Raw genomic sequence first — 12,930 nt, forward strand, 5'->3', positions numbered from 1 at the left:
GCCGCAGCGCCACCCACACCCAGGGAGCTTTCCATGACTCAGGCGACCAACGCCCCCCGCACCACCCCCGACGGCGCCCCGTCGGACACGCGCATCGCCGTGAACCTCCTGGTCGACAACGCCTCCAAGGCGCTCGCCGACTTCGAGTCCCTCACGCAGGAGCAGGTCGACCACATCGTCGCCAAGGCGTCGGTGGCCGCCCTGGATCAGCACACCGCCCTGGCGCGCTTGGCGGTGGAGGAGACCGGGCGGGGTGTTTTCGAGGACAAGGCGGCGAAGAACATGTTCGCCTGCGAGCACGTCACCCACAGCATGTCCCGGGCGAGGACGGTCGGCGTCATCGGCCGCGACGACATCGAGGGCATCATCCAGATCGCCGAACCCGTCGGCGTGCTCTGCGCGGTCACGCCCGTCACCAACCCGACGTCCACCACCATCTTCAAGGCGCTGCTGGCGCTGAAGACACGCAACCCCGTCGTGTTCGCCTTCCACCCCTCCGCGCAGGTGTGCAGCACCGCGGCCGCGCGCATCGTGCGGGACGCCGCCGTCGCCGCCGGAGCGCCCGAGCACTGCGTGCAGTGGATCGAGGCTCCCTCCATCGAGGCCACCAGCCTCCTCATGCGCCACCCAGGCGTCGCGCTGATCCTGGCGACCGGCGGCAACGCCATGGTCAAGGCCGCCTACTCGGCCGGCAAGCCCGCCGTCGGCGTCGGCGCCGGCAACGTGCCCGCCTACGTGCACCACAGCGCGGACCTGCGCCGGGCGGTCAACGACCTCGTCCTGTCCAAGTCCTTCGACAACGGCATGATCTGCGCGTCCGAGCAGGCGGTCATTCTGGACACCGACGTGTACGACGAGGCGCTCGCCGAGTTCCGGCGCCTGCACGCGTACGTCGCGACGGCCGAGGAGAAGCGGAAGCTGGAGACCTATCTGTTCCCGCCGGACCCGGCCGGTCGACAGGGCCGCGTCAACCCGGCCGCCGTCGGGCAGAGCCCCGACCGGATCGCCGAGCAGGCCGGGTTCACCGTCCCCGCGGACACATCGCTCATCCTGGCCGAGGCGAGCCACGTCGGGCCCGACGAGCCGCTGACGCGGGAGAAGCTCTGCCCGGTCCTCACCGTACTGCGGGCCGCGTCCACCGAGGAGGGCTTCGACCTCGCGGCCGACATGGTCGACTTCCACGGGCAGGGACACAGCGCGGTGATCCACACCGGTGACCCGGCCCTGGCCGAGCGCTACGGCCGGCGTATGAAGACCGTACGGATCATCGTCAACTCGCCGTCCTCGCAGGGAGCGATCGGCGGCATCTACAACCGTCTGGTTCCGTCCCTGACCCTGGGCTGCGGTTCCTGGGGCAGCACCTCGGTCTCGGACAACGTCTCGGCCGCCCAGCTGCTCAACATCAAGCGCGTCACCACCCGGCAGAACAACATGCAGTGGTTCAAGGTGCCGCCGAAGATCTACTTCGAGCCCCAGGCCATCCGCTACCTCGCCGCGATGCCCGAGGTCCACCGCGTCACCGTGGTCACCGACGCCACCATGACCCGGCTCGGTTACGTGGAGCGCGTCAGCCGCGTCCTGCAACAGCGGCAGCAGCCCGTGACCATCCAGGTCATCGACGACGTCGAACCGGAGCCGAGCATCGACTCCGTGCAGCGCGGCGCCGCCCTCATGCGCGAGTTCCGGCCGGACACCATCATCGCCCTGGGCGGCGGATCCCCCATGGACGCGGCGAAGGTGATGTGGCTGCTGTACGAACAGCCGGACGTCGACTTCGCCGACATGCGGCAGAAGTTCTCCGACATCCGCAAGCGCGCCTTCCGCTTCCCCGTGCTCGGCAAGCAGGCCCGCCTGGTCTGCGTCCCCACCACCTCGGGCACCGGCGCCGAGGTCACCCCCTTCGCGGTGATCTCCGACCCGGCGACCGGCAAGAAGTACCCGCTGGCCGACTACGCCCTGACCCCCAGCGTCGCGATCGTCGATCCCGTCCTGACCGCCGACCTGCCCGCGTCGCTCGCCGCCGACAGTGGCTTCGACGCCCTCACCCACGCCACCGAGGCGTACGTCTCCGTCTACGCCAACGACTTCACCGACGGTCTGGCGCTGCACGCCATCAGGCTGATCTTCGACCACCTGGAGGCGGCGGTCACCGGCCGGGCGGCACGGCGGGCCCTGGCACGGGAGAAGATGCACAACGCGGGCACCATCGCCGGCATGGCCTTCGGCAACGCCTTCCTCGGCATCGTCCACGCGATGTCCCACACCCTGGGTGCCACCTTCCACATCGCCCACGGGCGGACCAACGCGATCCTCCTGCCGCATGTGATCCGCTACAACGGGACCGTTCCCGCCAAGTTGACGGGCTGGCCCAAGTACGAGAGCTACCGGGCGCCCGAGCGCTTCCAGGACATCGCCCGTGCCCTCGGGCTCCCGGCATCCACCCCCGCCGAGGGCGTGGCCTCGTACGCCGCCGCGGTGGAACGCCTGCGGGACGCCGTGGGCATCGAACCGTCCTTCCGCGCCCTGGGCCTCGACGAGGCCGCCTTCATCGGCGCGCTGCCGCAGCAGGCACTGAACGCCTATGAGGATCAGTGCGCCCCGGCCAACCCGCGCATGCCGATGCTGGACGACATGGAGGACATCATGCGCACGGCCTACTACGCCGGGCCCCGGCCACTTCCCTCCTTCTGACCGCGGGGTCATCCGCACGGACCGATACCCTGTCCGTGTACAGCGGGTGATCGAGGTCAGGAGGGCCAGTGGGGGTGGAGGAGCCGTTGTCGCGGATGCCTCAGATGCGGCTCGACGAGCTGCTGGAGGAGCTGCAGGCGCGTATCAACGCGGCCCGCGGCACCCGGGACCGGGTACACAGCTTGCTGGAGGCGGTCGTCTCGGTGGGGCGAGAGCTGGACCTCTCCCAGGTTCTGCGGCGCATCGTGGAAGCCGCCGCGCTGCTGGTCGACGCCCAGTACGGCGCCCTCGGGGTCATCGGCCCCGACGGCCGGACCCTGTCGCAGTTCCTCACGTACGGGCTGACGGACGAGGAGATCGCCAGGATCGGTCCGCTGCCCGCGGGACACGGGATCCTGGGAGAACTCATCCGCCATCCTGAGCCGCTCAGGCTCACCGAGCTGAGCGCGGACGACGCGTCGTACGGATTCCCTCCCCACCATCCGCCCATGCGGACGTTCCTGGGCGTGCCGATCCGCGTACGGGACGAGGTGTTCGGCAACCTCTACCTGACCGACAAGCGCGGCGGCCAGGACTTCGACGCCGAGGACGAATCGGTGATCTCCACCCTGTCCGTCGCGGCCGGTGTGGCCATCGACAACGCCCGGCTCTACGAAGGCTCGCAGCGCCAGCAGCGATGGCTGCAGGCGAACGCGGAGATCACCAACAGCCTGCTCTCCGGCAGTCCGCGCCTGGAGGTCCTGGAGCTCATCGCCCGCCGCGCCGAGGAGATCACGGGCGCAGCGCTCGCCGACGTGTCCGTGCCCGTCGCCGGGACGGACGACCTCGTCGTCGAGCTGGCCCTCGGTGCGGACGGCGACACCCGCCGTGGCCTGGTGATCCCGGTCAAGGGCACCCTCTCCGGCGCCGCCTATCAAGCCGGTGCGCCCGTGACCACGGCCGGCCTCGCGGAGGACGACCGGTACACCTCAGGCCTCCGCTGCTTCGACGGCCTGGGTCCGGCGGTCGCCGTCCCCCTGGGCTCCGCCGCCAAGGACACCCGGGGCGTGCTGCTGCTCGCCCGGCACCTGGGAGAGCCCGTCTTCACGGAAGGTGAACTGGAGCCGCTGCTGGCCTTCGCCGGCCAGGCCGCGCTCGCCCTGGAGCTGGCCGAACGCCGGAGCGGCGCCGAGCAGCTCGCGCTCCTGGAGGACCGTGACCGGATCGCCCGGGACCTGCACGACCTGGCGATCCAGCGGCTGTTCGCGACGGGGATGACCCTGCAGAGTGCCGCCCGGCTCGTGCAGAACGAGGGCGCGGCCGAACGCATTTCGCGCGCCGTGGGGGACCTCGACGAAACCATCAAGATCATCCGCTCCACCATTTTCGGCCTCCGCGCGCGCGAGGAGGACACCCGACCGAGCCTGCGGGCACACGTGGCCCGCGCCGTGGGCGAGACGGCGACCACGCTTGGTTTCCCGCCGCGCCTCAGCATGGAAGGGCTCCTCGACACCGACGTTCCGGCGCAGGCGGCCGAACACGTCGTGGCGGCCCTCTCAGAAATGCTGAGCAACGCCGCCCGCCACGCCCACGCGACGCGTGTCGAGGTCTCCTTGCAGGCCACCAGCGACGAAGTCATCCTCACCGTGACGGACAACGGCCGGGGCATACCCGCCGATGGCAGGCGCAGCGGCCTGCGCAACCTTGAGGAGCGGGCCCGGAGCCTGCGCGGCACGCTGCAGATCGCGCGCCCGGACGAGGGCGGCAGCCGCCTCGTGTGGCGGGCGCCGCTCGATGCCGGCGGCGACGCCCCGTGACGCCGCCCTCGGGGTCCGGTCGGCGCGTTATGTGGTGAGCTGCAAGCCCGTGACCAGGTCGGGCCGGATGCGTAGCGCGGCGTTCGCGGCGGGGTGGTCGAACCATGGGCGCAGGCGGGTGGCGAAGCGTGCGAGTTCGCCGGGATCGGTGACCCGGCGGGCGTAGCCGGTGACCACGACGCTCCAGCCGATGTGCGTTTCAGGGTCGATGGCGTCCGCCTCGTAGGCCACCACGACGCCTGTGGCGTCGGTGGGCGCGACGATGGAAGCGAGCGTCGCGCCGTCGTGGGGCTGGACGATGATGTCGTCGCCGTCCATGAGGTGGTTGACGGGGCGGACGGCCGGCAGGGCGTGCTGGGTGAAGACGATGCGCCCCAGGGAGACGGAGCCGAGCAGGCGCAGTGCCTCGGCGCGGTCGAGCCGGGTCATGCGCCGGGGCGCCACCGCCTCCCGGTGGTCATCCACCGTTCGCTGCGTGGCTTCGTCCTTCATCGTGCCCACCTTCTGCTCTGCCTTGGTCCCTGGAAGCGCTGCGTGCCTTCGGTCGGCGTCCCTGCGGTCGACCGTCGGCAGCAGGACCGAAGGGGTCTTTCGCGCGGGCGCGCAGTTCAGGCCGTCGTGCCGCAGCGGTCGGGCGAAGGCGCGGGGCAGGGCGTGGCCCACGCCCAGGGCACGGATGACGCGGCGGGAAGCCGCAGGAGGCCGGACGGACCGAGCGCATGCCGGTCGCCGGGCGCCGGTGCACGCGGAGGAAGAGCGACGCCGGAGCTGTCGCAGAAACATGGCGGCGGCCTCTCTTCGTCCGGGCAAGGCTCGGGGTGCTGATCGCGCCGGCTGTGCCGGTGCATGGCAGTCCATCAGAAAGCGCGCGCAGGCAGCAGGTCCGACCGGTCCCTCCGAGTGGGGGCCGAAGGTCCCGCGCCGACGGCGCCTCGCGCGGGCGGGCCGGCCCGGATCCGAGCTGCCGGCAGTGCCGGCCGCGGAGCTCCCCGTCCACAACCGTGCGGGGCCACCGTGAGCATGGGACCTGGCGGCCCTGGGCAGCCATACGGGGGTGCGGCCGCGTATGAGGGCCATCCGGCCCTGGCCGAAGGTCCCGCTCGCACGGCACGATGCACTGGATCCGCCGGCGGGCGGAAGAATCGGCGAACACGGAGTGTGCGATGACCGACAGCAGCGGCGGCCCCACCGGGAAGGAACCGGTCAGGGTCTTCCTCCTCGACGATCACGAGGTCGTGCGCCGCGGTGTGCACGATCTGCTGGACGCCGAGCCGGACCTGACCGTGGTCGGGGAGGCGGGCACGGCCGAGCAGGCGCTCATCCGCGTGCCCGCGCTGCGCCCGCAGGTCGCCGTCCTGGATGTGCGTCTGCCGGACGGGGACGGCGTGAGCGTCTGCCGGGAGCTGCGCTCCCGCATGCCCGACCTCGCCTGCCTGATGCTGACGTCGTTCGACGACGAGGAGGCGCTGCTCGACGCGATCATGGCCGGCGCGTCCGGCTACGTGCTCAAGCAGATCACCGGCACCGACCTGGTGAACGCCGTGCGGACGGTCGCCTCCGGCCAGTCCATGCTGGACCCCGGCGCCACGGCCCGGGTGATGGCCCGGCTGCGCGGCGGACCTCCCCAGGAGGAGCTTCCGCAGGGTCTGCCCGGCCTGACGGAGCGCGAGCGCGAGATCCTCGCCCTGGTCGGGGAAGGGCTGACCAACCGTGAGATCGGTCAGCGGCTCTACCTGGCGGAGAAGACGGTCAAGAACAACATCTCCCGGCTGCTGGCCAAACTGGGCGTCGAACGGCGGGTGCAGGCCGCCGTCATCGCCACCCAGGCCCTGGCCGCCCAGGGCGATCAGAGCGGGCGGCTCGGAAGGGTGTGACGGCCGTCCGAGGACCTGAGCGCAGGTTCACACGCCCGCGAACCGGCTGAGCGGTCCTGCCCGGCGCCCTTCCCGGACGCCGGGCAGGACCGCTTCCGCGTGTCTGCCGGAGAGGCCGGCCGGGCCACGTTCCTGTCGGATGCCGCAGCGCCCGCGCGGACGAAGGAGCTGTTGCGCGGCGGGGACGGACAAGGCCGTCCCCGCCGGGGGCGGGGCCGTCAGGCGTGCGGCACGACGGCGACGGGGCAGCGGGCGTGGTGCAGCGCGGCGTGGGCGACCGACCCGATGCGGGTACCGACGGGCGTGTGGCGTGCCCGGCGGCCGACCACGAGCAACTGCGCGTTCGACGCGGCCGACAGCAGCACCTGCCCGCCGCTGCCGATCTCGACGTGCTCGACGACCGGCACGTCGGGGTACCGTGCGCGCCACGGAGCGAGTGCCTGCGCCAGCGCCTTCTTCTCGAACGGCTCCAGTCCTCCGGCCTCGTCGACCAGGCGCATCGAGCCCGCCCCGTAGGCGTAGACGGGTGGCAGGCTCCAGGCCCGTACCGCACGAACGGCGGCGCCGCGTGCGGCCGCGGCCTCGAAGGCGAACCCGAGTACCGCGTCGCAGTCCTCGGGCGTGCCCTGCTGGCCCACGACGACCTCGCCGCCCTCCGCGGGAAGCGTCCTCTCGTCCCGGGGCCGGACGGACACCACCGGCCGGGTCGAGTAGGCGATCACCTGCTGTCCGTACGAGCCCAGCAGGAAGCCCATCAGGGCGCCGTGCCCGCGTGAGCCGAGCACCAGCATGTCGGACCGTTCCGCCTCGCCGAGCAGTGCGGCGACCGCGGTGTCGTGCACCACTTCAGCCGTGACGGTCAGGTCCGGGTACCGCCCGGCCACGCGCGTCTCGGCTTGACGCAGCACGGCGTTGGCGGACTTGGCCTGGGTCTCCTCGTCCTGGACGACGGGTACGTCCAGCGGATGCCACAGCCAGGCGTGCACGATGCGCAGCGGGACCTTGCGGATCTCGGCCTCGCGTGCCGCCCAGTCGGCCGCTGCCAGGCTCTCCTCTGATCCGTCCACTCCGACGGTGATAGCGCGGGTCATGGGGGGCTGCCTCCCTATGGTTCGACGGGCACGGCCGGGCCGTCCGGGCCGCCCTTTCTTCTCCTCCCCAGCATCGGCGAGGCGGGCACCGCCGGCAGAGGGCCACTTGGCCCTGTGTCCCCGCCGTTCGGCCACGATGCCTGTGCCGCCCGGCCGTGTGCGGTCCTGCGGGGCCCAGAGGTCCCGCAGCAGGGACCTGTGGCCCCTCAGCGGGCGTGTCGTGGCGGGCCACTGTGGAGATGCAGGCCCGTCCCCGTTCTCCCGAGGAGCCATTCATGTCCCGCACCGTCACCGTCGGCTTCGACGGATCCCGTGAAAGCCTCGCCGCCGTGGACTGGGCTGCCAGGGAGGCAGTGCGCCGCGCGGTGCCTCTGCGGCTTCTCCGGGTCTGGAGCAAGGACGACGGCCCGCGTACGCGCCTGGTGGACCCGGCGACCGCCCAGGGATGGGGTGAGCGGGCGCTCGGTACGGCGGAGAGGCGACTGCGCCGGCGCCACCCGGGTCTGCGGACCGAGACGCAATGGGTCTGCGGTGACCCGGTGGAGGAGCTGTGCGCCGCCGCGGACGAGGCGGAGCTGCTGGTGCTCGGCTCCCGTGGCCTGGGCGGGCTGGCCGGCTTCCTGGCCGGGTCCGTCTCGCTGGCCGTGCTCGCCCGCACCCGGCGCCCGGTCGTCCTGGTCCGCCCGCACGACCGCCCGGCGGCCGGGGAGGACGGACCGGCCGGAGAGGTCGTGGTCGGCCTGGACGTGTCCGCACGCGGCGACGAGGTGCTCGCCTTCGGCTTCGCGGCGGCCGACCGGTACGGCTGTGGTCTGCGGGTACTGCACACCTGGGCCGTTCCGGCGGTCTACGGAGCCGACATGGGCGGCGCCCTGCAGCTGATCTGGGCGGAGGTCGCGCGGGACGCGCGCCGGGCGTTCGACGAGGCGCTGGCCCCGTGGACGGAGAAGTGTCCCGGCGTGGCCGTCGTCCGTGAATGCCGCCAGGGCCGGCCGGCGCAGGACCTCGCGGAAGCCTCGCGGGGGGCCCGGCTGGTCGTGGTGGGTCGCAGGAACCGGCCTGCGCGGATCGGCACGCACATCGGGGCCGTCACCCACGCCGTCATCCACCACTCCCTGGCTCCTGTGGCAGTCGTGCCGCACGACTGACCGACCGAACCGACCGAACCGACCGAACCGACCGCTCCCGGCCACCGTGCCGCGTGCCGCCCCGCTTCCGGGGACCCGGCACCCACCGAAGAGACAGGCGAGCAGCCATGACCACCTATGTGTACGACTTCTCCGCGGGCGCCCGGGACATGGCCGGTCTCCTGGGAGGCAAGGGAGCGAACCTCGCGGAGATGGCGCGCATGGGTCTGCCCGTGCCGCCCGGCTTCACCGTCACCACCGAGGCCTGCCGGATCTTCCTCACCACGGGGCAGCCTCCGGCCGGACTCGACCGGCAGATCGGCGAGCATCTCGCGGCGCTGGAACGAGCGGCCGGGAAGCGACTCGGCCACGTGGACGACCCGCTCCTGCTCTCCGTCCGCTCGGGGGCGAAGTTTTCGATGCCGGGGATGATGGAGACCATCCTCGACATCGGCCTGAACGATCTCTCGGTCCTGGGCCTGGCCAAGACCCCCGAGCGCGAACGCTTCGCCTGGGACTCCTACCGGCGTCTCGTGCAGATGTTCGGCAGTACGGTCATGGGCGTCGACAGTTCCCACTTCGAGGCGGCACTCGCCGCAGTCAAGGAGCAGCACCACCACGGCGACGACACGCAGTTGGACACCTGCGACCTCATCCAGATCGTCGAAACCTTCAAGGACCTGATCCAGGAGCGGACCGGGGAGGAATTCCCGCAGGATCCGGCCGAGCAACTGCGGCGGGCGGTCCTTGCCGTCTTCACCTCTTGGAACGGGGAGCGCGCACGCCTCTACCGCCGGCGCGAGCACATCCCGGACGACCTGGGCACCGCGGTCAGCATCCAGACCATGGTCTTCGGCAATCTCGGTCCGGACTCCGGCAGCGGTGTCGCCTTCACCCGGGATCCGGCAACCGGCCGACCGGGCGTCTACGGCGACTACCTGTCCAACGCCCAGGGCGAGGACGTCGTCGCCGGCATCCGCAACACCGTGCCCCTCCAGGATCCGCGTCCCGGCCGCCCGCCTCGAGGCCGGCCGGGCAGCCCTGGAAGCGAACGGCACCGACGCGAGCGTGTAGCCCCGCACCGTGCTGCCCGGGGCGCGGACAACCACGCCGTCATGGACCCGGTACCACCCGCGGCTGCCGGGTACGGCGCGTGACGCACTGCGGGAGGGCCTGTGGTCCCTCGTATCACCGGGACCACAGGCCCTCTCCGTCCGGCTCACCGGGGCCGGTCAGCGGGCTCCGCCTGCCTCTTCGACTCTGAACGGCGACACAGCCGACGGGGACCATCATCGGTGAGGCAGGGCGATCGCCCACCTCGCCTCCGTCCCGGCCCAGGAGATGACGACATGACTGTGACCGTCCAGCACCCTGCCGACACCAGCCGCAGGGTCACCCCGTGGCGCGGCTTCACCGGTGATGAGTGGCAGCGACACATCGACGTCCGTTCTTTCATCCAGAGCAACTACACGCCCTACGAGGGCGATGCCGCATTCCTTGCCGGTCCCACTGAGCGCACCCGCACTGTGTGGAAGACCGTCACCGCGCTTTTCCCGGAGGAACGCCGCAAGGGTGTGCTCGACGTGGACGTCGCCACGCCGTCCACCATCACCTCCCACGCGCCCGGCTACATCGACCGCGACCGGGAGCTGATCGTCGGGTTGCAGACCGATGCTCCGCTGAAGCGGGCCATCGTGCCCAACGGCGGGCTGCGGATGGTGGACAACGCGCTGCGCGCGTACGGCTTCGCACCTGATCCGTTCGTCACCAAGGTCTTCGGCACGTACCGCAGGACCCACAACGACGGTGTCTTCGACGCCTACACCCCCGACATGCTGTGCGCCCGCAAGGCCGGCATCATCACCGGCCTGCCAGACGCCTACGGGCGAGGCCGCATCATCGGCGACTACCGCCGCGTCGCGCTGTACGGAACCGCCCGGCTGATCGAGGCCAAGCACGCCGAGCGGACCCGGCTGGACGAGACCCCGTCCACGGCCGACGTGATCCGCGACCGCGAGGAACTGGCCGAGCAGATCAGGGCACTGGGCGAGCTGGAACGCATGGCCGCCTCCTACGGCTGCGACGTGTCCCGTCCCGCGGCCACCGCGCACGAGGCCATCCAATGGCTCTACCTCGGCTTCCTCGCCGCCGTGAAGGAGCAGAACGGCGCGGCGATGTCCCTGGGCCGCACCTCCACCTTCCTGGACGTGTACCTCCAGCGTGACCTCGACGAAGAGGCCATCGACGAGAGCCGCGCCCAGGAACTCATCGACGACTTCGTGATCAAGCTGCGGATCGTGCGGTTCCTGCGTACGCCGGAGTACGACGCGCTGTTCTCCGGCGACCCCACCTGGGTGACCGAGTCCATCGGCGGCATCGGAGAGGACGGCCGCCCCCTGGTCACCCGCACATCCTTCCGCCTTCTCCAGACCCTGTACAACCTCGGCCCCGCCCCGGAGCCCAACCTGACCGTGCTGTGGTCCCCACGGCTGCCGGAGGGCTTCAAGCAGTTCTGCGCCCAGACGTCCATCGACACCAGCTCCATCCAGTACGAGTCCGACGACCTCCTTCGCCCCCGCACCGGCGACGACACCGCGATCGCCTGCTGCGTCTCCGCGATGGCGGTGGGCAAGCAGATGCAATTCTTCGGTGCCCGTGTGAACCTGGCCAAGGCGTTGCTGTACGCCATCAACGGCGGCCGCGACGAGATGAACGGCGAGCAGGTCGCCCCGGCGACGGCCCCGCTGACCGGCGAGCAGCTCGACTACGCCGATGTGGCCAGCGCGTACGACCGCATGCTGGACTGGCTCGCCGCGACCTACGTCAACGCGCTCAACGTGATCCACTACATGCACGACAAGTACGCCTACGAGCGCATCGAGATGGCCCTGCACGACCACCCGGTCCACCGCACGATGGCCTGTGGCATCGCGGGGCTGTCCGTGGCGACCGACAGCCTCTCGGCCATCAAGCACGCCCGTGTCAAGGTCATTCGGGATGCCTCCGGGCTCGCCGTCGACTACCACGTCGAAGGCGACTACCCGGCCTACGGCAACGACGACGACCGCGCCGACAGCATCGCGGTCGACCTGGTCCGCTCCTTCATGGCCAAGGTACGCCGCCACCCGGCTTACCGGGGTGCCGAGCACACGCAGTCGGTGCTCACCATCACCTCCAACGTCGTCTACGGCAAGCACACCGGCAACACCCCCGACGGCCGCCGTGCGGGTACGCCGTTCGCCCCGGGCGCCAACCCGATGAACGGACGTGACCGACACGGGATGGCGGCATCGGCGCTGTCGGTCGCGAAGATTCCGTATGACCAGGCCCGCGACGGCATCTCCCTGACGTCCACCATCACCCCGGAGGGCCTGGGGCACGAGCCGACCGAACGTGCGGGGCACCTCGTCGGAATCCTCGACGCCTACACCACCGAAGGCGGTTTCCACATGAACGTCAACGTCCTCGACCGCGCCACGCTCGAGGACGCCATGGAGCACCCGGACGACTACCCGGACCTGACCATCCGAGTCTCCGGCTACGCCGTCAACTTCGTCCGCCTCACGCGCGAACAGCAACTCGACGTCATCAACCGTACGTTCCACGGTGCGCGATGACCACGGGCCGCATCCACTCCTGGGACCTGTCTACCGGCGTGGACGGGCCCGGCACCCGGTTCGTCCTCTTCCTCAGCGGCTGTCAGCTGCGCTGCTTGTACTGCGCCAACCCCGACACCTGGCACATGCGCGACGGGCAGCCGGTCACCGTGGACGAAGTGGTCGGACGCATCGAGCGGTACCGGCGGTTCACCGCCTTGGCCGGTGGAGGAGTGACGCTGACCGGAGGCGAGCCCCTGCTCCAATCAGCCTTCACCGCCGAGGTGTTCCGACGCTGCAAGGAGCTCGGCCTGCACACCGCACTGGACACCTCCGGCGCCCTCGGTACTCGGGCCGACGACGCGCTCCTGGCCGATACCGACCTGGTCCTGCTCGACATCAAGTCCTTCGACGCCGGCGTCTACCGGCGCCTGACCGGCGGCCGTCTCGCGCCCACCCTCAGCTTCGCCACCCGGCTGAACCGTCTCGGCGTCCCGACCTGGATCCGCTACGTCCTGGTCCCCGGCTGGACCGACGATCCAGCTGCCATCGATGGGCTGGGCCGCGTCCTCGCGGAACTGGACAACGTCGACCGCGTCGACGTCCTGCCTTTCCACAAACTCGGTGCCCACAAGTACGACTCGCTCGGCATCCCCTTCCCGCTCCGCGACAACCCGGTTCCGGACGCCGCACTGGTCGAGCGCGTTCGCGACCGGTTCCGGGCGCACGGCTTGCGGGCACACTGAACCAGCCAG

Annotated in this window: 8 protein-coding genes and 1 pseudogene; 7 read left to right on the top strand and 2 right to left on the bottom strand. The window is 71.1% G+C overall.

Annotation, left to right across the window (positions count from 1 at the left end; all coding sequences use genetic code 11):
- Positions 1-33 precede the first annotated feature (33 nt).
- Both adhE and OG332_RS41110 read left to right on the top strand, forming a co-directional pair.
- A complete protein-coding gene (adhE, locus tag OG332_RS41105; RefSeq protein ID WP_327418227.1) occupies positions 34-2,691 on the top strand; it encodes a bifunctional acetaldehyde-CoA/alcohol dehydrogenase in 2,658 nt (885 codons plus the stop codon).
- 95 nt (positions 2,692-2,786) lie between these two features.
- Positions 2,787-4,487 carry a GAF domain-containing protein gene (locus tag OG332_RS41110; protein ID WP_442816293.1) on the top strand — a complete coding sequence of 567 codons (1,701 nt, stop codon included), beginning with the start codon at positions 2,787-2,789 and terminating at the stop codon, positions 4,485-4,487.
- Positions 4,488-4,514: 27 nt separating this feature from the next.
- On the opposite strand, the gene OG332_RS41115 is transcribed toward OG332_RS41110, so the two are convergent.
- Positions 4,515-4,979 (bottom strand): pyridoxamine 5'-phosphate oxidase family protein, encoded by a 465-nt coding sequence (locus OG332_RS41115; protein ID WP_327418228.1) that lies wholly within the window; start codon positions 4,977-4,979, stop codon positions 4,515-4,517.
- Positions 4,980-5,650: 671 nt separating this feature from the next.
- Here OG332_RS41115 and OG332_RS41120 point away from each other — a divergent pair.
- Positions 5,651-6,361, top strand: a complete 711-nt coding sequence (locus tag OG332_RS41120) for a response regulator transcription factor (protein WP_327418229.1) — start codon at positions 5,651-5,653, stop codon at positions 6,359-6,361.
- Positions 6,362-6,579: 218 nt separating this feature from the next.
- Here the strand turns inward: OG332_RS41120 and OG332_RS41125 are convergent, their stop codons facing one another.
- The gene (locus OG332_RS41125) at positions 6,580-7,452 is read right to left on the bottom strand and encodes a universal stress protein (protein WP_327418230.1); all 873 of its coding nucleotides are present in this window, start codon (positions 7,450-7,452) and stop codon (positions 6,580-6,582) included.
- A gap of 275 nt (positions 7,453-7,727) precedes the next feature.
- Between OG332_RS41125 and OG332_RS41130 the strand changes: the two genes are divergently transcribed.
- The 4 genes and pseudogenes from OG332_RS41130 to pflA all read left to right on the top strand — a co-directional run bounded on the left by OG332_RS41130 (position 7,728) and on the right by pflA (position 12,921).
- Positions 7,728-8,600 carry a universal stress protein gene (locus OG332_RS41130; protein ID WP_327418231.1) on the top strand — a complete coding sequence of 291 codons (873 nt, stop codon included), beginning with the start codon at positions 7,728-7,730 and terminating at the stop codon, positions 8,598-8,600.
- Positions 8,601-8,707: 107 nt separating this feature from the next.
- Positions 8,708-9,646, top strand: a pseudogene (locus OG332_RS41135) (PEP/pyruvate-binding domain-containing protein); the annotation flags it as partial.
- Positions 9,647-9,928: 282 nt separating this feature from the next.
- The gene (gene pflB, locus OG332_RS41140; RefSeq protein ID WP_327418232.1) at positions 9,929-12,196 is read left to right on the top strand and encodes a formate C-acetyltransferase; all 2,268 of its coding nucleotides are present in this window, start codon (positions 9,929-9,931) and stop codon (positions 12,194-12,196) included.
- Positions 12,193-12,921 (top strand): pyruvate formate-lyase-activating protein, encoded by a 729-nt coding sequence (gene pflA, locus OG332_RS41145; protein WP_327418233.1) that lies wholly within the window; start codon positions 12,193-12,195, stop codon positions 12,919-12,921. Before pflB ends, pflA begins: the two co-directional genes overlap by 4 nt.
- Positions 12,922-12,930 lie beyond the last annotated feature (9 nt).

The sequence above is a fragment of the Streptomyces sp. NBC_01233 genome (assembly GCF_035989305.1).
Classification (GTDB): Bacteria; Actinomycetota; Actinomycetes; order Streptomycetales; family Streptomycetaceae; genus Streptomyces.

Coding starts and splice junctions, on each gene's coding strand:
- OG332_RS41130 (WP_327418231.1), top strand. CDS start 7,728: ATGTCCCGCACCGTCACCGTCGGCTTCGACGGATCCCGTGAAAGCCTC.
- OG332_RS41120 (WP_327418229.1), top strand. CDS start 5,651: ATGACCGACAGCAGCGGCGGCCCCACCGGGAAGGAACCGGTCAGGGTC.
- adhE (WP_327418227.1), top strand. CDS start 34: ATGACTCAGGCGACCAACGCCCCCCGCACCACCCCCGACGGCGCCCCG.
- pflB (WP_327418232.1), top strand. CDS start 9,929: ATGACTGTGACCGTCCAGCACCCTGCCGACACCAGCCGCAGGGTCACC.
- OG332_RS41125 (WP_327418230.1), bottom strand. CDS start 7,452: ATGACCCGCGCTATCACCGTCGGAGTGGACGGATCAGAGGAGAGCCTG.
- OG332_RS41115 (WP_327418228.1), bottom strand. CDS start 4,979: ATGAAGGACGAAGCCACGCAGCGAACGGTGGATGACCACCGGGAGGCG.
- OG332_RS41110 (WP_442816293.1), top strand. CDS start 2,787: ATGCCTCAGATGCGGCTCGACGAGCTGCTGGAGGAGCTGCAGGCGCGT.
- pflA (WP_327418233.1), top strand. CDS start 12,193: ATGACCACGGGCCGCATCCACTCCTGGGACCTGTCTACCGGCGTGGAC.